This window comes from Streptosporangium sp. NPDC002524, from assembly GCF_040295985.1.
Taxonomy (GTDB): Bacteria; Actinomycetota; Actinomycetes; order Streptosporangiales; family Streptosporangiaceae; genus Streptosporangium.
Genome location: NZ_JBEOWK010000055.1, coordinates 1 through 20,419, shown reverse-complemented (window position 1 = coordinate 20,419; position 20,419 = coordinate 1). Strand labels below are relative to the sequence as shown.

13 protein-coding genes and 1 rRNA gene are annotated in these 20,419 nt (G+C 70.5%); 6 read left to right on the top strand and 8 right to left on the bottom strand.

Going from position 1 to position 20,419, the window contains the following annotated elements; all coding sequences use genetic code 11:
• The first annotated feature begins 367 nt into the window (after window positions 1-367).
• The gene (locus tag ABT053_RS42830) at window positions 368-721 is read left to right on the top strand and encodes a YciI family protein (protein ID WP_350977836.1); all 354 of its coding nucleotides are present in this window, start codon (window positions 368-370) and stop codon (window positions 719-721) included.
• Complete coding sequence (locus tag ABT053_RS42825; RefSeq protein ID WP_350977835.1) at window positions 718-1,971, top strand: RNA polymerase sigma factor; 1,254 nt, start codon at window positions 718-720, stop codon at window positions 1,969-1,971. The genes ABT053_RS42830 and ABT053_RS42825 overlap by 4 nt, the downstream gene beginning before the upstream one ends.
• A 34-nt stretch (window positions 1,972-2,005) precedes the next feature.
• Here ABT053_RS42825 and ABT053_RS42820 read toward each other — a convergent pair whose 3' ends face one another.
• The 5 genes from ABT053_RS42820 to ABT053_RS42800 form a co-directional block, all read right to left on the bottom strand.
• Window positions 2,006-3,232, bottom strand: coding sequence for a saccharopine dehydrogenase family protein (locus ABT053_RS42820; RefSeq protein ID WP_350977833.1), 1,227 nt, complete (start codon window positions 3,230-3,232; stop codon window positions 2,006-2,008).
• Window positions 3,233-3,611: 379 nt separating this feature from the next.
• The gene (locus ABT053_RS42815; RefSeq protein ID WP_350977832.1) at window positions 3,612-4,871 is read right to left on the bottom strand and encodes an extracellular solute-binding protein; all 1,260 of its coding nucleotides are present in this window, start codon (window positions 4,869-4,871) and stop codon (window positions 3,612-3,614) included.
• Between the two features lie 217 nt (window positions 4,872-5,088).
• Entirely contained in the window at window positions 5,089-6,594 is a 1,506-nt protein-coding gene (locus ABT053_RS42810) for a CoA-acylating methylmalonate-semialdehyde dehydrogenase (RefSeq protein ID WP_350977830.1), read from the bottom strand.
• On the bottom strand, window positions 6,591-7,889 hold the full coding sequence (locus tag ABT053_RS42805; protein ID WP_350977827.1) for an aspartate aminotransferase family protein: 1,299 nt from the start codon (window positions 7,887-7,889) through the stop codon (window positions 6,591-6,593). The genes ABT053_RS42810 and ABT053_RS42805 overlap by 4 nt, the downstream gene beginning before the upstream one ends.
• A gap of 551 nt (window positions 7,890-8,440) precedes the next feature.
• Window positions 8,441-9,952: an MFS transporter gene (locus tag ABT053_RS42800; RefSeq protein ID WP_350977826.1), complete on the bottom strand. Its 1,512-nt coding sequence runs from the start codon at window positions 9,950-9,952 to the stop codon at window positions 8,441-8,443.
• Between the two features lie 54 nt (window positions 9,953-10,006).
• Between ABT053_RS42800 and ABT053_RS42795 the strand changes: the two genes are divergently transcribed.
• Entirely contained in the window at window positions 10,007-10,807 is an 801-nt protein-coding gene (locus ABT053_RS42795) for a TetR/AcrR family transcriptional regulator (RefSeq protein ID WP_350977825.1), read from the top strand.
• Window positions 10,808-11,180: 373 nt separating this feature from the next.
• Here ABT053_RS42795 and ABT053_RS42790 read toward each other — a convergent pair whose 3' ends face one another.
• Entirely contained in the window at window positions 11,181-15,692 is a 4,512-nt protein-coding gene (locus ABT053_RS42790; RefSeq protein WP_350977822.1) for a hybrid sensor histidine kinase/response regulator, read from the bottom strand.
• A gap of 179 nt (window positions 15,693-15,871) precedes the next feature.
• On the opposite strand from ABT053_RS42790, the gene ABT053_RS42785 reads away from it, so the two are divergent.
• Both ABT053_RS42785 and ABT053_RS42780 read left to right on the top strand, forming a co-directional pair.
• On the top strand, window positions 15,872-17,497 hold the full coding sequence (locus ABT053_RS42785) for a PucR family transcriptional regulator (RefSeq protein WP_350977821.1): 1,626 nt from the start codon (window positions 15,872-15,874) through the stop codon (window positions 17,495-17,497).
• A gap of 9 nt (window positions 17,498-17,506) precedes the next feature.
• On the top strand, window positions 17,507-17,902 hold the full coding sequence (locus tag ABT053_RS42780) for a cupin domain-containing protein (protein ID WP_350977820.1): 396 nt from the start codon (window positions 17,507-17,509) through the stop codon (window positions 17,900-17,902).
• Between the two features lie 76 nt (window positions 17,903-17,978).
• Here ABT053_RS42780 and ABT053_RS42775 read toward each other — a convergent pair whose 3' ends face one another.
• Complete coding sequence (locus ABT053_RS42775; RefSeq protein WP_350977818.1) at window positions 17,979-18,113, bottom strand: hypothetical protein; 135 nt, start codon at window positions 18,111-18,113, stop codon at window positions 17,979-17,981.
• Window positions 18,114-18,721: 608 nt separating this feature from the next.
• Between ABT053_RS42775 and ABT053_RS42770 the strand changes: the two genes are divergently transcribed.
• Entirely contained in the window at window positions 18,722-19,924 is a 1,203-nt protein-coding gene (locus tag ABT053_RS42770; RefSeq protein ID WP_350977815.1) for a phosphodiester glycosidase family protein, read from the top strand.
• Window positions 19,925-20,348: 424 nt separating this feature from the next.
• On the opposite strand, the gene rrf is transcribed toward ABT053_RS42770, so the two are convergent.
• Window positions 20,349-20,419 (bottom strand): 5S ribosomal RNA (gene rrf, locus ABT053_RS43550); the annotation flags it as partial.

The following is a 20,419-nucleotide window of genomic DNA, read 5'->3' as shown; positions in this document are numbered from 1 at the left end:
CCGCCCACCCGCCCGCCCACCGGCCCGCCGGAGACGACCAAGCCCGGCAACCCGCTCACCGGCCCGCCGGAGACGACCAAGCCCGGCGGCCCGCCCGGAGCGGTCCGCTCCGGTAGTTTCTCCTCATCGAGACAATCGAGACATCGGACCACCAGAGCACCGAACCACCAAGAGCACCGGACCACCAGAGCACCGGAGCGCGCCCGCACGCCCGGGATCGAACCGCCGTACGGCCGGGAACGGCACCCGCGCCCCCCGGAGGATTGCCCCGCGAGCGGATGTCGAGACCGGGTCCCCCGCTCCGACTGGCCTGTGAGAGGCACCCGCGACGGGCGCCGCGAGCACGAGGAGCGAGACCGTGAAGTACATGCTGCTGATCTACAGCAACCCCGCCATCTGGGAGACCCTCTCCAAGGAGGAGATCGAGGGCCTGATGGGCGAGGCCGGGGCCGTCATGGAGGAGCTCACCGACTCCGGGGAGTGGGTCGGCGGGCAGGCGCTGGCCGATCCCTCGCAGACCAAGACCGTGAAGGTGCGTGACGGCGCCCTCGCGACCACCGACGGGCCGTTCCTGGAGGCCAAGGAGCACCTGGCCGGATACTGCGTGATCGACTGCGAGACCCCCGAGCGGGCGGTCGAGATCGCCGCGCGCTGGCCGGACGCCCGGCTGTGCGCGATGGAGCTACGGCCGATCATGGACGGGGCCGGCGTCGAGGCGTGACCGCTCCTGCCAAGGCCGAGGACCTGCTGCGCGAGCTCGCGCCGCAGGTCCTCGGCGTGCTCGTCCGGCGCTACGGGCACTTCGACGCGTGCGAGGACGCCGTACAGGAGGCGCTGCTGGCCGCCGCCCTGCAGTGGCCCGGGCAGGGCCCGCCGGACAACCCCCGAGGCTGGCTGATCACGGTCGCGTCCCGCAGGCTCACCGACGAGCTGCGCAGCGAGTACGCGCGCAGCCGCAGGGAGAACATGGTCGCGGCGCGGGCGCCCGCCGACGAGTTCCTGGCGCCCGCCGCCGACGCCGAGACCACCGGCGCGCGGGACGACACCCTGACCCTGCTGTTCCTGTGCTGCCACCCCGCCCTCACCCCCGCCTCGCAGATCGCGCTCACCCTGCGGGCCGTCGGCGGCCTGACCACCGCGCAGATCGCCCACGCGTTCCTCGTCCCCGAGGCGACCATGGCGCAGCGCATCAGCCGGGCCAAGCAGCGGATCAGGAGCACGGCCGTTCCCTTCGCGCTGCCTCCCGAGCCCGAGCGGGCCGAGCGGCTGCGGGTGGTCCTGCACGTGCTCTACCTGATCTTCAACGAGGGCTACACGGCCACCTCGGGCCCGGACCTGCAGCGCCGCGAGCTGACCGGCGAGGCGATCAGGCTCACCCGCGCGGTGCACGGGCTGCTGCCCGGCGACGGCGAGGTGGCCGGGCTGCTCGCCCTCATGGTGCTCACCGACGCCCGGCGCCCGGCGCGCACCGGCCCCGGCGGCACGCTCGTCCCGCTCGCCGAGCAGGACCGTAGCCTGTGGAGCGGGACGTCGATCGCCGAGGGGGTGGCGCTCGTCACCGGCGCGCTGGCGCGGGCCCCGCTCGGCCCGTACCAGCTCCAGGCCGCGATCGCGGCGGTGCACGCCGAGGCGGCGCGCGCGGAGGAGACGGACTGGCCGCAGATCCTCGCGCTGTACCGGCTGCTCGAACGCCTCGCCCCCAACCCGATGGTCACGCTCAACCACGCCGTAGCGCTCGCGATGGTGGAGGGCCCGGGGGCCGGGCTCGACCTGCTCAAGACCCTGGAGGCCGACGACCGGATGGCCGGGCACCACCGCCTGCACGCGGTGCGCGCGCACCTGCTGGAGACGGCCGGTGACCGCGAGGCCGCCCGCGCCGGCTATCGCGAGGCCGCGCGCCGCACCACCAGCCTGCCCGAGCGGCATTACCTGGAGGGCAGGGCCGCCCGGCTGACCCGATCGGAACCCTAGGCGGCCTTTACGAAGTAAGTCCGCGGAGCGGGCGTCAGGCGGACAGGAGCGTCCTGGCGGTCTCCTCGCGCATGCCCCACGGCGAGCCGTAGGCGTTGAGCAGCTCCAGGAAGGGCACCGCGTCGAACGCCTCGGGGCCGAGCACCCCGCTGCCCGACCAGGCGCCGGTGGCCAGCAGCTCCAGGGCGACCACCGGGTGCACGGCCGTCTGCCAGACCACGGCCTGGCAGCCGTACTCCCGCATCGACCACTCGTTGTCGACCACGTGGTAGAGGTAGACCTCGCGCGGCGCGCCGTCCTTGCCCACGCCCTTCACCCAGGTCCCCGCGCAGGTCTTGCCCCGCATCCGGTCGCCGAGCGTGGCCGGGTCGGGGAGGCTGGCCGCGACCATGTCGCGCGGCGAGGCCTCGACGCCGCCCACCTTGATCTTGTCCGCGCTGTCCAGGCCGAGCTTGTGCAGGGTCTTCAGCACCCCGATGAACTCCTCGCCCAGCCCGTACTTGAACGTCACCCGCTTGGCGTCGATGTAGCGGGGCACGAGGAGCACCTCCTCGTGCTCGACGTTGACGCACTCCACGGGCCCGATCCCCTCGGGGAAGTCGAACATCTCGGGCTCACTGAACGGCTCGGTGGTGTGCCAGTCGCCGTTCTCCCAGATCACCGGCGGGTTGAGACACTCCTCGATGGTCGTCCAGATGGAGAACGTCGGCGCGAAGTCGTAGCCGTCGACCACCAGGTTGGAGCCGTCGCGGATGCCGATCTCCTCGATGGTCTCGAACAGATGCTCGGCGGCGTAGCGCGCGAACACGTCGGCCAGCCCCGGCTCCACGCCCATGCCGACCAGCGCGAGCCCGCCCTTCTCCCGCCAGGCCTCCCCGAGGGCGAACTGCTCGTCGCCGAGCTTCACCCCGGTCAGCTCGTACGGCCTGCGCGGGTGGGGCCGCGACAGCGACATCGCCATGTCGAGGTAGCGGGCACCGGCGTTGAGCGCCGCCTCGAACAGGGACATGGTGAAGCGAGGATCCACCGCGTTGAAGAGCACGTCGCAGCGGTGCTCGGCGAGGGCGGCCTCGACAGCGGCCCGGTCGGAGGCGTCCAGCCCGATGGCGCTGAAGCGCGAATCCGCGATCCTGGCCACGACGGCGGCGGCCCGGTCCTGTTGGGAGTCGGCGACCACGATGTGTTCGAAGAAATCTCGGCGCGCGGCGATCGGCACGACGGCGGAACCCACGCCGCCCGCCCCGACAAGAAGGATTCTCATGGCGGTAGCCTACCCACTGACTGGTCAACCAGTCGATAGCCTGACCATGATTTTCCCACCGAATCCATCGTAGAAAGCGATCAAGGCAACGAAAAGCGCGGCCAAACACGGGGCATACGGGCATGCCGGGAGAAGAGCGCACGCGAGGAAGACGACGGGCCCGCGACCCGTCAGACCGGAACCGGCCCCACCGGGACCCGATCCGTCGAGGCCCGATCCGTCGAGGTCCGGACCGTCAGGACCCGTCAGGACCCGGACCGTCGGAACCGGACCCGTCAGGACCTGCTCCATCCGGAGCGGCCCCACGGGATCCGCCCCCTCTGGACCGGACCCACCAGGACCTGACCCGTCAGGCTCGTTCTGCCCCGAAGGGAACCGGTCACTTCACGAGCTGCTTCCAGCGCTCCGCCCATTCGGTGTAATCGGTGCATTCCCCGCCCCGCCCCCCGCAATCGCGCGTCGGACGGGCGGCGAAGCGGATGTCGCGCAGCCACCGGTTGTCGCGCACGCGGTAGATCTCGCACATCCGGCGGGCCTGCCCGCCGCACGCCTCCGGGTTGGCCGGGGCGAGCCCGGTCCAGGCCGCGGCGGGCCGCTGCGCCGCCGCCGAACTCACCCAGTCCAGCCACCGGTAGGCGCAGTTGGGGCTGGCGGGTTTGGCCGCGAGCATCCACGAGTCGACCCACCCGGTCGCCGGCGCCCCCGCCCGCGTCTTCATCGGCCGGCCCGCGCGCTTGAAGAGGTCCAGGTGGTACGGGAGGGCCTGGGCCATCCGCACCGGCCCCGCCGACAGGGCCCTGACCAGCTGGAGGGAGTCGGTCCAGTAGACCCGGTCGGGGCCGTCGCCCTCGGCGAGGAGCTTCGCTGCGGCGTCGAGCTGGGCGGGGGTGAGCTGGAACGGGTCCTCGGCCTCCGGCTCGGAACCCGTCCCGCCGAGGGCGAGCGCGGCGTCGGCGATGCTCAGCGGGCTGTTCCTGATCGCCACCGGAGCCGCTCCGTAGAGCGCGGCCGGACCCTCGGGCCCGCTCCCCTCGTGGACCACCTGGTTGACCGCCCACAGGTAGGGGATCCCGTAGACCTCGCCGTCCTCGCGCAGGCCGGGCAGCTCGCGCAGGCGCTTGGGGATGTGCTTGTAGCCCGGGACGAGCCCCGTGTCCAGCGGCGCCACCTTCCCCTGCGCCACCAGCTGTCCGGCCAGGTCGGGGGCGGGCGAGACGGCGTCGTAGGCGCCCGTGGCGAACCTGGCGGCCATCTCCTCGCTCGTGCGGACCCGGTCGAGCTTGACGACGCAGCCGGTCTCCCGCTCGAAGGGCGTGAGCCAGTTGGCCCGCGAGCTGGTCGCGCCGTACTCGACGTACCCCTGGAAGGTCAGCACCTGGAGCGTGCCCTCGCCTTTGCCGATGGACGTCGACGGCGTCGGTGTGGAGGCCGGCGACGGCGTCGAGGCGGGGGTCGCGCCGGGCGTGGAGGCGGGTGTCCCGGCGGGCGTCACGGGGGTGGCGGAGGGCGAGGGGCCGCGCACCGGGCCGGCCGCGCTCACGGCTCCCGCCTGGGCGCAGGCGGCGAGCGCCAGCCCGCCCGCTCCCAGCAGCGCTCCGAGACGCGCCCGGCGGAGCCTGTCCCTGCCCACGAGGCCCACGAGGTCTCCTCCCGACGTCGCCACCGATCTGCCCGGGAGCCTACCGGCCGTTCGCCCGCCCCGGGACCCGCGAACGCACGGCCCCGCACGCATACCGGAGGAACGCGAACGCACGGCCCCATACGCATACCGGAGGAATCGGAGACGCCGGAGGAGGGCCCGGGAATGCGCGAGGCCCGCGCCCCGGCAGGAGGGGCGCGGGCTCGCGGTCCGGAGGTTACCCGTTGGTCGGGAAGCCGAGGTTGACGCCACCGTGGCTCGGGTCGAGCCATCGGGAGGTGACGACCTTGCCCCGGGTGTAGAAGTGCACGCCCTCGGTCCCGTGGACGTGGGTGTCACCGAAGAGTGAGGCCTTCCAGCCGCCGAAGCTGTAGAAGGCCATCGGCACCGGGATCGGCACGTTGATGCCGATCATGCCGACCTCCACCTCGTTCTGGAAGCGCCGGGCCGCGCCGCCGTCGTTGGTGAAGACCGCGGTGCCGTTGCCGAACTCGCCGCCGTTGATCAGCGCCAGGCCCTCCTCGTACGAGGCGACGCGGACGATCGACAGGACCGGGCCGAAGATCTCCTCCCGGTGTACCCGGGAACCGGCGGGCACGTGGTCGAGGACCGTGGGGCCGAGCCAGAAGCCGGGGGTCTCCTGGGCGGTGCCGCCGCCCAGGACGGAGGTGAGCCGGCCGTCCACGACGAGCTTCGCGCCTTCGGAGACGCCCAGGTCGAGGTAGGAGACCACCTTGTCGCGGTGGACGCCGGTGACGAGGGGGCCCATCTGGGAGGCCGGGTCGTCGCCGGGGCCGACGGTCAGCTCGGACACCCGGGAGACGATCCTGTCGACCAGCTCGTCCCCGACCGGGTCCACGGCGAGCACGACGGAGATCGCCATGCAGCGCTCCCCCGCCGAGCCGAAACCCGCCGACACCGCGGCGTCGGCGACGAGGTCGAGGTCGGCGTCGGGCAGGACCAGCATGTGGTTCTTGGCACCGCCGAGCGCCTGGACCCGCTTGCCGTGGGCGGTGCCGGTCTCGTAGACGTACCTGGCGATGGGCGTGGACCCGACGAACGAGACCGCGCGCACGTCCGGGTGCTCCAGCAGCCGGTCCACCGCGACCTTGTCACCCTGGACGACGCCGAAGACGCCGTCGGGCAGCCCGGCCTCCTTCCAGAGCGCGGCCATCAGCAGCGACGCCGAGGGGTCCTTCTCCGACGGCTTGAGCACGAAGGCGTTGCCCGCGGCGATCGCGATCGGGAACATCCACATCGGCACCATGGCCGGGAAGTTGAACGGGGTGATCCCGGCGACGACGCCCAGCGGCTGCCGGATCGAGTAGGAGTCGACCCGGGTGGAGACGCCCTCGGAGAAACCGCCCTTGAGCAGGTGCGGGATGCCGCAGGCGAACTCCACGACCTCCAGGCCCCTGGCGACCTCGCCCAGCGCGTCGGAGTGGACCTTGCCGTGCTCCTCGGAGATGAGCCGGGCGAGCTCGTCGCGGTTGGCGTACATCAGCTCGCGGAAGCGGAACAGCACCTGCGAGCGCTTGACCAGCGAGGCGTCCCGCCACGCGGGCCAGGCCGCGACGGCGGCGGCCACGGCCGCGTCGACCTCGTCCGCGGACGCGAGGTGGACCCGCCCGGAGACCTCCCCGGTCGCGGGATCGAAGATCTCCGAGGTACGGCCGGAGCCCTCGACGGGGCCGCCGCCGATCCAGTGGGTGACGTTCTTCACGAGGCGACCTCGGTGTTGACGGTTTCGAGCGCGCTGACGATGATCCCGAGTCCCTCGGCGGCCTCGTCGAGGGTGAGGGTGAGCGGCGGGGCCATCCGGAGCACGTTGCCCTTCAGGCCGCCCTTGCCCGCGAGCAGGCCGGACTTCCTGGTCTCCTCCATGAACCGGGAGGCGAGGGCCGGTGCGGGCTCGCCGGTCGCCGGGTCGACCAGCTCGACGGCGAACATCAGGCCCTTGCCGCGGACGTCGCCGACGATCGGCAGGCGCGGCGCGGCCTCGCGCAGCCCGTCGATGATCAGGGCGCCGGTCCTGGCGGCGTTCGCCTGCAGGTCGTGGTCGAGGACGTAGTCCAGGGTGGCGTTGGCGGCGGCCATGGAGACCGGGTTGCCGCCGAAGGTGGCGAGCCCGACGGCGTGCAGGCCGTCCATCAGGTCGCCTCGGGCGACGACGCCTCCCACCGCGAAGCCGTTGCCCAGCCCCTTGGCGAAGGTCATCATGTCGGGCGTGACGCCGTGGTTCTGGATGCCGAAGAAGGCCGAGCCGGTGCGCCCCCAGCCGGTCTGCACCTCGTCGGAGATGAGCAGGATGCCCTCGGCGTCGAGGACCTCCTTGTAGGCGGCGAACAGCCCGTCGGGGGCCATGGTGAAGCCGCCCACCCCCTGGATCGGCTCGGCGATCAGCGCCGCCACGTCACTGGAGACGGCGGTGGAGAGCACGTGGCGCAGGTCGTCGACGCAGGCCGCGATGTAGTCGTCGTCGGACAGGCCACGGAACTGGGTGAGGTGCCGGTCGGCGCCGTGCAGGAAGTGCACGTTCAGCGGCGACAGCGAGTTGTTCTTCCACGCGCGGTTGCTCGTGACGCTGACCGCCCCGAAGGAGCGGCCGTGGTAGCTCTGCCGCATGGCGAGCACCTGGTCGGACCTGCGCGCGTAGGTCGCCAGCAGCAGCGCGGTCTCGTTGGCCTCGGTGCCGGAGTTGGTGAAGAAGACCTTCGCGTCCGGGATGCCGGAGAGCCTGGCGATCTTCTCGGCCAGCTCGACCTGGCCGCGCAGCAGGTAGACCGTGGAGGTGTGCACCACTCCGGTGGCGATCTGCCGCTCGACGGCCTCCCGCACCTCGGGCACGTCGTACCCGATCATGTTGGTCAGGATGCCCGCGAAGAAGTCGAGATAGCTCTTGCCCGACGCGTCGACGACGCGGTTCCCCTTGCCGGAGACGATCTCGATGGGCTCGTCGTAGTAAAGGGCCAGCCAGTTGGGCATTACCGCGCGATGGCGCGCAAGGAGGTCCGACATACATCGAGTATCGCCCCTCAATGCCACCGCCCACACCTGCAACATGTCGGGATATTCACGTCTAACCCAGCACACTGTCAGGTCCCGGCTGGCCCGGATCGCCCTTCGCGAGGCCTTCGCGGGGCTTTCGCGGGGGATTTCGAGGGATTCCGAAGGGGTCTGCGCGGCTCGCACCCCGTGACGCGTCCCATGCGGCTCGCGCCACGCGACGGATGGCGCGAGCCGCACAGGAGGGCCGGACGGAGCACCCCCCAGGTTCCCCGTCCGAGCTTCGGTAGTCATGAGGCCGGGTAAGGTCCAGCATCGCCCAGATTTCCTATCAAAGCAACCTGAAATACATGAATCATGCCCGGTTCTCATGACTTTCCCGCTGACATGGACACCTGGTGGCCGGGGCCGGTTCTTGGGCGGCCCCGGCCGCCTGCGCCGACGGCCGACCCGCCCAGGCGGATCGGCCACCCGCGAACTCGGCCGCCGACGAGCGCGAACGCGCGGGATCGACGGCCCGGAGCACCTCTCAGCTCTCCGCTCTCACCAGGTCCGCATCCGAATCAGCTCTCCGCTTTCACCAGGTCCGCGTCCGAACCGGCCCCGGGCGCGGGCGCCGGGCGCAGCACCAGGAACGCCAGCGTGGCTGCGGCCAGGGTGAAGCCGACCCCCACCCAGGAGCCGAACGACATGGCCGAGACGAACGCCTCGCGCGCGGTCCCGATCACCCCCGCGTCCCCCAGCCGCAGCGCCTCACCGATCGACTCGCGCGCGGCGGCCGGGGCGTCGGCGGGCATCGACGAGGTGTAGACCCCGGCCAGCACGCTGCCGAGCACGGCGATGCTCAGCGCCATGCCGACCTGCTGGACGGTGTCGTTGAGCGCCGACCCGACACCGGCGTGCGCGGGCGGCACCGCTCCCATCAGCGTCGCGTAGGCCGCGGGCCCCGCCAGGCCGCCGCCGATCCCCATGAGCATGAGGCCGGTGATCAGCAGGCCGTACCCGGTCTCGGCTGTCATGAAGGCGAGCACCCCGAAACCGCCTGCCATCACGGCGAGGCCGACGGCGACCAGCACCCGGTTGCTCACCTTCTGCCCCAGCCCGGCGCCGACCCCGTTGAACAGCGCGGCGGCCACGGCGTACGGCAGCAGCGCGAGACCGGCCTGCATGGGACCGTAGGCCAGCACGAACTGCAGGTACTGGGTGAGCATCAGCAGCAGCGCGCCCGTGCCGAACGACATCAGCACGATCGAGAACGACGCCCCGCTGAAGTTCCGGTTGCGGAACAGTTCGAGCGGGAGCATGGGGTGCTCCGACCTGAACTCCCAGACCACGAAGGCCGTCAGCGCGGCCACCGCCACCCCGGCGGCGACCAGCGACTCCGCCGAGGTCCAGCCCGCCTTCGGCGCGGAGATGACCACGTAGACCAGGGCGCTCATGCCGACCGTGGACAGCACCACGCCGGCCGGGTCGAGCCTTCGCGCCGGGCCGCGCGACTCGGGCATCAGCAGCGCCGCCGCGATCACGGCGACGACCGCGACCGGCACGTTGAGCAGGAAGATCGACCCCCACCAGTAGTGTTCGAGCAGGAAGCCGCCCAGCGTCGGACCGGCGATCACGCCGACCATCGCCACCGCGCTCCACGCGGCGATCGCCTTGCGGCGCTCCTCCTCGTCGAAGACGGTGATCAGGATCGACAAGGTGCTCGGCATCAGGATGGAGCCGCCGACGCCCATCAGCGCGCGGGCGCCGATCAGGTGCCAGGGCTCGGTGACCAGCACGGCGATCAGCGAGGCGCCGCCGAACAGCACCAGACCGATGATCAGAAAGCGTTTGCGGCCGTAGCGGTCGGACAGGCTGCCCGAGGTGAGCAGCAGACCGGCGAAGACCAGGACGTAGGCGTCGATGATCCACTGGATGTCCGCCGGACTGGCCCCCAGGTCGACCATGAGGGCGGGGATTGCCAGGTTCAGCACGGTGTTGTCCACCACGAGGACCAGCAGGCTCAGGCAGAGCACCCCGAGGATCCACCAGCGCCTCGGGTCGCGTTCGACTCGTACAGTGTTCGATTCCACTCGCACACTGTACGATAACCTCGAACACTGTGTCATCGGATTTATGCTGGAAGCGTGAAAGAGCACTTCAGCTCCGTCTGGACGCGCGAGCAGCGTGCCGCGAAGAGTCCCACTCTCAGCCGCGCGCAGATCGTGCGCGCGGCGATGGAGCTGCTCGACGCCGAGGGGCTCGACGCCCTGAGCATGCGCCGCCTGGGCACCAAACTCGGCTCCGGGACCACCAGCGTCTACTGGCACGTGGCCCACAAGGACGAGCTGCTCGAACTCGTCCTCGACGAGGTCTACGGCGAGTTCACCGTCCCGGACGTCCGGGAGACCACCTGGCGCAACGCCGCCTCCTCCTTCGCGTACGCCATCCGCCAGGCGCTCTTCAAGCATCCCTGGGTGATCAGTTTCATCGGGACGACCCCCGCCATCGGCCCCAACGCGATGCGGATGATGAGCGGGCTCGTCGCCACCTTCGACCAGGCCGGGTTCCGCGGCCCCGACCAGGACTACGCCGCCTCGACACTCCTGGCCTACGTGTTCGGCGTCACCGCGCCCGAGCTCTCCTGGCGGTCCATGCTGGAGCGGACGGGCCTCGACTCCAACGAGCTGAACGCGTCCATCCAGCCCGTGGTGGAGAAGGCCGCCGCGGACTATCCGGAGCTGGCCGCCCGCTACGCCGAGTTCAGGCACCTGGACGTCGACACCTCCAGGGCGCTCAACTTCGAGTTCGGCCTGACCTGCATCCTCGACGGCCTGGAGGCCCGCCTGAACCGCGCGGCCTCACCTCCGGCGAACCACCTCCCGCCGGGGGTACGGGTCCGCTCCCCCAAGGGAAACGACGAGAACGACGCCCCCGCCCCGCACTGAGCCCCCGGAGCCGCCCGCGGCACAGGTCACCGCGGATGATGAGCTGAGACCCCGGAGCCACCCGGCACGGCCGCCACGGATGACGACGGCCCCGCCTCACACCGGGACCCCGGAGCGACCCGGCACAGCCGCCGCGGATGACGACGGCCTCGTCCCACGCTGAAAGACTCCGGAGCCGCCCCGCACGGGTCACGGTGGATCCGGCAGGCCCGCCCCGTGAGGCCGGCCGGCCTGGCCCCCACCTCCGGAGGTTGCCCGTCACCGGCCGATGGTTGCGACTCCCGCCGACATCCGCCAGCTCCCGCCGGCGCTTACCGACTCCCGCCGACTCCCGCCTGCTTCCGTCGGCTCCCGCCGGGCGAGCCGGAGGGCCCTAGATGTCCAGCCACCGCTGGATGCGGCGGAGCAGTTCCTGGGCGTCGACGGGTTTGGTGACGTAGTCGCTGGCCCCCGCGGACAGGGTCTTCTCCCGGTCGCCCTGCATGGCCTTGGCGGTCACCGCGATGATCGGCAGGTCCGCGAAGTCGGCCATCTTGCGGATGGCGGCGGTCGCGGCGTAGCCGTCCATCTCCGGCATCATGATGTCCATCAGGACCAGGTCGATGTCCTCGTTGCGCGACAGGATCTCGATGCCCTTGCGGCCGTTCTCCGCGTAGAGGACCTGCATGCCGTGCAGCTCCAGGATGTTGGTGAGCGCGAACACGTTGCGGACGTCGTCGTCGATGACCAGGACCTTCCTGTCGACCAGCACGGTGTCCACCTCCTCCACCGGCTGCGGCCGCTCGTCGGGGCTGGGCTGCACCAGCGGCAGCACGTCGCCCGGCTCCGGCGCCGACAGGTGCAGGGTGATGCGCTCGCGCAGCTCGTCGAGGCTGGGCAGGCGCTCCAGCGGCTGGGTGTTGGACCGCCCCTTGAGGAGGTTCTCCTGCGGCCGGGTGAGCGTGCGGGTGTGGTGGGCGAGCACCGGCAGCCCGCGCAGCACCGGGTCGTCGTCCAGCATGCGCAGGAAGTCGGCCGCCGCGTCCTGGCGCATGCCCAGGTCGAGCACGATGCAGTGGTGGTCGTCCGCGCCCAGGATCTCCAGGGCGGAGACCGGGTCGTTGGCGGTCGACACCTGCACGGGACCGTGCGTCTCGGGCAGGTCGGCCACGACGCTCTCGGCCAGCTGCGAGAGCAGCCCGTTGGGGCGTGACTCCACGACGAGCAGCCGCCGCCCGTCCGCCCCCGGGAACCTCTCCACGGGTACGGCCACCGGCGGGGGAAGCGCCGGCAGGACCGAGGCGGAGACCGGGTTCCTCCCGGTGCCCGCGCGGGCGGCACCCGGGGTGAGCTCGGCGATCGGCAGGTAGAGGCTGAAGGTGCTGCCCGAGCCCAGGGCGCTGACCGCCCGGATCTCGCCGTTGAAGAGCGCGGCGATCTCGCGGCTGATGGACAGCCCCAGCCCGGTGCCGCCGTACTTGCGGCTGGTCGTGCCGTCGGCCTGCTGGAAGGCGTCGAAGATCTGGGAGAGGTTCTCCTCGGCGATGCCGATGCCGGTGTCGACGACCTGGAAGGCGAGCGCCTCCTGCCCGTACGCCCCCGGCAGGTTCATCGTGCCCATCCGCTCGATGCGGAGCTCGACCGACCCCTTCTCGGTGAACTTCACCGCGTTGGAGAGCAGGTTCCGCAGCACCTGCCTGAGCCGCTGCTCGTCCATGAGCAGCTCCTCGGGCACGTCGGGGGCGACCACGACGTCGAACCGCAGCCCCTTCTCCGTGGTCAGCGGGCGGAAGGTCGCCTCGACGTAGTCCAGGAGCTGGCGCAGCGGCAGCGGCTCCAGGCTGATGTTCATCTTGCCCGCCTCGATCTTCGACAGGTCGAGGATGTCGTTGATCAGCTGGAGCAGGTCGGTGCCCGCTGAGTGGATGACGTTGGCGTACTCCACCTGCTTGGCGGTGAGGTTGCGGGCCGGGTTCTGGGCCAGCAGCTGGGCCAGGATGAGCAGCGAGTTGAGCGGGGTACGCAGCTCGTGGCTCATGTTGGCGAGGAACTCGCTCTTGTACTTGGAGGCGAGCGCGAGCTGCTTGGCCCGGTCCTCCAGCTCCTGCCGCGCCTGCTCGATCTCCCGGTTCTTCGTCTCGATGTCGTGGTTCTGCCGGACCAGCAGCTCCGCCTTCTCCTCCAGCTCGGCGTTGGAGCGCTGCAGCTCCTCCTGCCCGACCTGGAGCTCGGTCGCGAGGCGCTGCGACTCGGTGAGCAGCGAGTCGGTACGGGCGTTGGCGACGATCGTGTTGACGTTGACGCCGATGGTCTCCACCAGCTGCTCCAGGAAGGCCCGGTGCACCTGGGTGAAGCGGTTGAGGCTGGCCAGCTCGATCACCCCGAGCACCTGGTCCTCGACGATGATCGGCAGCACGATGAGGTTCACCGGCCCGGCCGCTCCCAGGCTCGACGAGACGGTGATGTATCCGGCGGCGATGTCCTCGACCAGGATGGACCGCTTGGCGACGGCGGCCTGTCCCACCAGGGAGTCGCCGAAGAAGTGGCGGCGCGTGGTCTCCCGGTGGCCGTAGCAGCCGACCACCCGCAGCTCCGAGCCGTCCGGCTTCTCCTCCGCGAGCAGGAACGTGCCGTGCTGGGCGGAGACCAGCGGGGCGAGCTCGTTCATCACCAGCTCGGCCACGACGGCGAGGTCGCGGTGGCCCTGCATCAGCCCGGAGATGCGGGCCAGGTTCGACTTGAGCCAGTCCTGCTCCTGGTTGGCCAGGGTGGTCTCGCGCAGCGACTTCACCATGGAGTTGATGTTGTCCTTGAGCTCGGCCACCTCGCCCGAGGCGTCGACGGTGATCGAGCGGGTGAGGTCACCCGAGGTCACCGCGCTGGTCACCTCGGCGATGGCCCGCACCTGGCGGGTGAGGTTCCCGGCCAGCTCGTTCACGTTCTCCGTCAGCCGCTTCCAGGTGCCGGACACGCCCTCGACCTCGGCCTGCCCGCCCAGCCGCCCCTCGCTGCCGACCTCGCGGGCCACCCGGGTGACCTCCGCGGCGAACGACGACAGCTGATCCACCATCGTGTTGATCGTGGTCTTCAGCTCCAGGATCTCGCCCCGCGCGTCGACGTCGATCTTCTTGGTCAGGTCGCCCTGCGCGACCGCCGTGGTGACCTGCGCGATGTTGCGCACCTGGTTGGTCAGGTTGTTGGCCATCGAGTTGACGTTGTCGGTGAGGTCCTTCCAGGTGCCGGCCACGTTGGGCACGCGCGCCTGGCCGCCCAGCTCACCCTCGGTGCCCACCTCGCGGGCCACGCGCGTCACCTCGTCGGCGAACGCGCTCAGCGTGTCGACCATCGTGTTGATGGTCTGGGCGAGCGCGGCGACCTCGCCCTTCGCCTCGACGGTGATCTTCTGCGACAGGTCGCCCCTCGCGACCGCCGTGGTGACCTGCGCGATGCTCCGCACCTGACTGGTCAGGTTGTTGGCCATCGAGTTGACGTTGTCGGTGAGGTCCTTCCAGGTGCCGGAGACCCCTCGCACGGTGGCCTGGCCGCCGAGGTTGCCCTCGGTGCCCACCTCGCGGGCCACCCGGGTCACCTCGTCGGCGAAGGCCGAGAGCTGGTCGACCATCGTGTTGATGGTCTCCTTCAGCTCCATGATCTCGCCGCGGGCGTCGACCCGGATCTTCTGCGACAGGTCGCCCTTGGCGACCGCCGTGGTGACCTGCGCGATGCTCCGCACCTGGGCGGTGAGGTTGTCGGCCATCACGTTCACCGACTCGGTGAGCGCCTTCCAGGTGCCGGAGACGCCCTTGACGTCGGCCTGCCCGCCCAGCCTGCCGTCGGTGCCCACCTCACGGGCCACCCGGGTCACCTCGTCGGCGAACGACGACAGCTGGTCCACCATCGTGTTCAGCGTGTTCTTCAGCTCCAGGATCTCGCCCCGCGCCGAGACCGTGATCTTCTGCGACAGGTCGCCCCGGGCGACGGCGGTGGCCACCTGCGAGATGTTGCGCACCTGGTCGGTGAGGTTGCCCGCCATGTAGTTGACGGAGTCGGTGAGGTCGCGCCAGGTGCCCGAGACGCCCTTGACGTCGGCCTGGCCGCCCAGCCTGCCGTCGGTGCCCACCTCACGGGCCACCCGCGTCACCTCGTCGGCGAACGACGACAGCTGGTCCACCATCGTGTTGATGGTGTTCTTCAGCTCCAGGATCTCGCCCCGGGCGTCCACGGTGATCTTCTGCGACAGGTCGCCCTTGGCGACGGCCGTGGTGACCTGCGCGATGCTCCGCACCTGGTCGGTGAGGTTGCCCGCCATGAAGTTGACCGAGTCGGTGAGGTCGCGCCAGGTCCCGGCGACCCCGGTCACCTCCGCCTGCCCGCCCAGCCTGCCGTCGGTGCCCACCTCACGGGCCACCCGGGTCACCTCGTCGGCGAACGACGACAGCTGGTCCACCATCGTGTTCAGCGTGTTCTTCAGCTCCAGGATCTCACCGCGCACGTCCACGGTGATCTTCTGCGACAGGTCGCCGGTGGCGACCGCGGTCGCGACCTGCGCGATGTCGCGCACCTGGTCGGTGAGGTTGCCCGCCATGGCGTTCACCGAGTCGGTGAGGTCCTTCCAGGTGCCGGAGACCCCCGGCACCTCGGCCTGCCCGCCCAGCTGTCCCTCGGTGCCCACCTCGCGGGCCACCCGGGTCACCTCGGAGGTGAACAGCGACAGCTGGTCCACCATCCCGTTGAAGACGGTCGCGATCTCCTGCAGCAGCCCGTCGCCGTCCTCGGGCAGATGCGTGCCGAAGTCGCCGTCGCGCACGGCGGTCAGGCCCGCCAGGAGCTGCCGGAGATCGAGCTCCTCCACGCCCGAGGAACCCTTCGTGGCCCTGCCCCGCACCGTGCCGGCGGTCTCAACCATGTCCACCATCGCGCCCCTCGGCCGTAAAAGGTGAGGTAATCCTAGGCTGGCGAAAAGCGGGCGGGAAACGGGGGAACGCGGGGATCTGGGCGAGAGGCCAGGCCGGAAACGGGCCGGAGCAAACAGGCTGTAAAGCACACCCCGCTCGCGCTTACATGATGATCGGATATTCTCGACGGGTGCTCCCTACTGTCGCCGACGTCCTCGCCCTGGACACCGTCCGCCGGGGCAACCCACGGGTCGTGGCGGGAGCCGACCGGCTCGACAGCCGGGTGCGCTGGGTGCACGTGGGCGAGGTCACCGACATCGCCCACCTGTTGCGCGGCGGCGAGCTCGTGCTCACCACCGGCATAGCGCTGCCCGACGACCCCGGCAAGCTGGCCGACTACATCGCCGAGCTGGTCGGCGTGGGCGCGTCCGGCCTCATCGTGGAGCTGGGCCGCAAGTTCATCGGCGAACTGCCCGGCGCCGTGGTCCGCGCCGCCGAGGACCAGGGCCTCCCCCTGGTCACCCTGGCCAGGGAGACACCGTTCGTGCAGATCACCGAGTCGGTGCACGCCCGGATCATCGACAGCCAGCTGGAGGAGCTCCGCGCCTCCGAACAGCTGCACGAGGTCTTCACCGAGCTGTCGGTCGAGGGCGCCTCCCCCGCCGAGATCCTCGGCCAGGTCACCCGGCTGTCCGGCCACCCCGCGCTGCTGGAGAACCTCGCGCACCAGGTGCTGGCCTGCGAGACCGGCGGACGCGACACCGGCTCGCTGCTGGCGGGCTGGGAGACCCGCTCCCGCGCGGTCGCCCCCGACCTGCGCACCGCCTACGACGCGGCCTCCGGCTGGCTGGTCACCATGGTCGGCGCGCGGGGCCAGGACTGGGGCCGGCTGATCCTGCTCTGCGACACGGAGCCCGGCCCGCGCGACATCGTGCTCGCCGAGCGCGCCGCGACCACCCTCGCCCTGGGCCGACTGCTGGAGCGCCACCAGGAGTCCCTGGAACGCCAGGCGCACGGCACGATCATCACCGGCATCCTGACCCACGCGTACGCCGACCCCGAGGAGGCCGCGGCCCGCGCCCGCGCGGTCGGCGTGCCGCTCACCGGCCGCAAGCTCGTCAGCGTGGTGCTCCGCCTGGCCGAGTCGGCGGAGAACCCGCCGGACGGCCAGGAACAGCTCGCCCGGCTCGGCGAGCTGGCCGACGCGGCCTCCGCCGCCTGCCGCGAGGCCCGCCTCCCCGCCCTGATCGGCGCCCTGGACCAGAACCGGGTCGGCGTCCTGCTCCCCCTGCCGCCGCGCGTCCTGCCCGAGGCCGCGCTGACCACGCTCGCCGACCACCTGCGCGTGACCTTCACGACCCCCTTCGTCCTCGCCGCCGGCTCCGTGGTCGAGTCGGTCCGCGACGTGCGGAGGAGTTTCCTGGAGGCCGAGCAGGTCGCCGACGTCGCCGTCAGGCACCCCGACGGCCGCGCCTTCTACCGGCTGCCCGACCTCCGCCTGAGAGGCCTGCTCCATCTCCTGCGCGACGACGCCCGGCTGCAGACCTTCGCCGAACGCGAGCTCGGCCCGCTCCTCGCCCACGACGCCCAGCGCGGCGGCGATCTCACCCGGATCCTGCGGGTCTACCTCGACGCGGGCCGCAACAAGGCCGTCGCCGCCCAGCGGGCCCACCTGTCCCGGCCCGCCTTCTACGACCGCCTCCGCAGGCTGGAGCGCGTCCTCGACACCGACCTGGACGATGTCGAATCCTGTCTCTCCCTCCACGTCGCCCTCCTGGCGCTGGAGTCCTTCCGAAGAGACAGCCCCCGTTCCTGAAAGGCCCCCATGACCGAGATCTTCGTCCCCGAGACCGCCGATCTGGCCCGGATGGTCACCGCCGCCGGGGCGTTCTCCGTCCCCACCGACGACGTACGGCTGTCACCCGACGAGCTGGAGCCCCACCAGATCCTGGCCGGCTCCCCGCGCGTCTCGTCGATCGAGCTGTGGTCCTCCCCGGACGGCAGGCAGAGCCGGGGCATCTGGGAGATCACGCCGGGCACGGTGATCGATGTGGAACGTGACGAGATGTTCGTGGTCCTGTCCGGCCGCGCCACGCTGGAGGTCGACGGCGGCGCCACCCTGGAGCTCGTCCCCGGCTCGGTCTGCCTGCTCGCCGAGGGCGCCAGGACCGTCTGGATCGTCCACGAGACCCTGCGCAAGGTCTACCACTGCGTCGGCTGACCGGCCCGGGGACCTGGACGGTGTCCGCTCAGGTGCCCGGTCAGTTGCTTGTTCAGGTGCTTGTTCAGGTTCCTGGTCAACCGTGTCTGTCGGATGCGGTGTCCGTGCGGACGTGGTCGGCGGGATGGTCGCAGATGTGGAGGTCCCAGCGGCGCGGACGCGTCAGGATCGCCCCGAGGACGACGCCGAGGAACACGCTTGCGATGATCACGATGAGAACGCTCAGCCCCATGACGGCTGCCTCTCGTAAAGATGTGCCGCTTGATCTGAGGAAATGCGGCCTACCGCACCGTAGCGCCGCTTTCCCGTCCCCCGTGGCGAAACATCCGGGGACTAATCCTTATTGACCAGGCCCGCCGGCCCATTGACCAGGCATATCGCCACGGCCGGGGCCGTCACGGCATGCGAATTCTCCTCCGCCCGGTTCTCTTCCACCCCGTGTTCTCACGTGAGTAATGACACTTTCTTGGGATGTTTCGCGTGTTTCGCTCCCTTACCCCCGTGGATCTCGGCACGATGGTGCACGAAGTCGGAGACCACCGGGGAGAGATGCACATGTCGCGACGCCTTGTCGCCGGATTGACAGCCCTGACACTCACTACCGTGGCGATTCCCGCCGAGGCGGAGCAGGCGAGTTCGGGGTTTCCCTCCTCCGTGTTCCCTCTCGGCGTGAGTATGGCCCCGGCGAAGAACCAGCAGAATGTGGCCCCGGGAATCACCCTTTTTAGTGTGAAACACGGCAAATCTACCCAAGGATGGACAGTCTCCGCTCTTATGCCCAATGGGCACGATGCCGGTTCGCTTGTCACCGCTCAGACGGTGGCCGAGGCGGTGGAGGCCGCGGGGTTCACCCCCGAGATCCTGAGGATCGTGCAACCCGCCGCCTCGGACGCTCCCGCCGTGGAGCGTTACATGGTCCGGACCGGCTTCTGGTCGTTCGGCCAGCGGGCGAAGGCCGACAAGGTCGTGAAGGAGCTCAAGGAGTTCGACATCCGGGCCAAGACCGACTACCTCGGTGACGACGGCACGGAGACCACCGGCCCCTGGGACATGCGCGTGCTGATGGTCAACCCGAAGGTGTTCAGGGGGTCCTTCAAGACGAGCGTCGGCAAGAGCGTGGCCAAGCGCGAGAGCACCAGCTCGATGTCGAAGCTGACCGGCGCCATCGCCGGGGTCAACGGCGGCTTCTTCAACATCCACACGGCCAAGGCGCTCCAGGGCGACCCGGTCGGCGTGTCCGTCGTGGGCGGCAGGCTGCTCAGCGAGGCCGTGCCCGGCCGTAGCGGCCTCGTCATCACCCAGGGCCGCAAGGCGCGGATCACCGAGCTGAAGACGGCGGTCACCGCGATCTCCTCCGACGGGGCGAAGATCGAGGTCAACGGCATCAACCGGGCCGCCGGCGCTGAGGAGCTCGTCCTCTACACCGAGGAGTTCGGCGGCAAGACGGCCGCCGACGGCGGCATCGAGGTCGTCGTCGACGCCGTGCAGAACAAGGTCATCAAGGTCCGCCAGGCCGGCGGCATCGTCGCCCGGGGCACCTACCTGCTCCACGGCACCGGCCTTCTCGCCGTCTGGCTCCAGGAACATGCGCAAAGCACCTGGATGAAGGTGGACAACAAGGTCATCGACCTGCGTACGCAGCAGGCCATCCCGCTCACCCCTGAGACGTACGTCATGGGCGGCGGGGTCGGGCTGGTCAGGAACGGGCGGGTACGCATCACCGCGGCGGCCGACGGACACGCCTCGATCAACATGATGCTCCGGCGCCACCCGCGCACGATGGTCGGTATCGACAGGTCGGGCGGGCTGATCCTGGCCACCGTCGACGGGCGCAACCCGGGAGTCACCGTGGGCGCCTCGATGGTGGAGGCGGCCCAGCTCATGCGGTGGCTGGGAGCCAAGCAGGCCATCAACTTCGACGGCGGCGGCTCCAGCGTGATGGTCGTAGGCCACAAGGCCGTGAACCGGCCCTCGGACGGAGCGGAGCGGACCGTGGGCGACGGTCTCTTCATCACGCCCTGACGTTTCTGCCGACTCGTCGACTTCATCGACGCTCCATCACGCGCACTGACGAGCACCGACCGAACGGAGAAGCCCCGGCCCTTCTGGGCCGGGGCTTCTCTGCTGTCCGGGACTCTCGTCACTGCTGTCTACGACGGCTGCTGCCTTGCGGATTACGGAGTACGTCTTCCCGGGCCCGATATGAGTTCGGGAAGACCTGTGGGCCTCGGGAAGGACCCACGAGAGGCCGGTAAGCAGATTCTGGCGGACCAGAGCGGGCCATGAGCAGGTCCGAGCGGATCGTGAACGGCATGAGCGGATCTCAGGCCTGAGCTGGTCGTGAGCGGGTCGTGTGAGCGAAAGGACACCCATGAGCACAGCACGAAAAAAGAACCCCGGAAAACACGAAGGCCCCCACCATTGGTGGGGGCCTTCATGAATGATTGTCCGGCGGTGACCTACTCTCCCACACCGTCCCCGGTGCAGTACCATCGGCGCTGAAGAGCTTAACTTCCG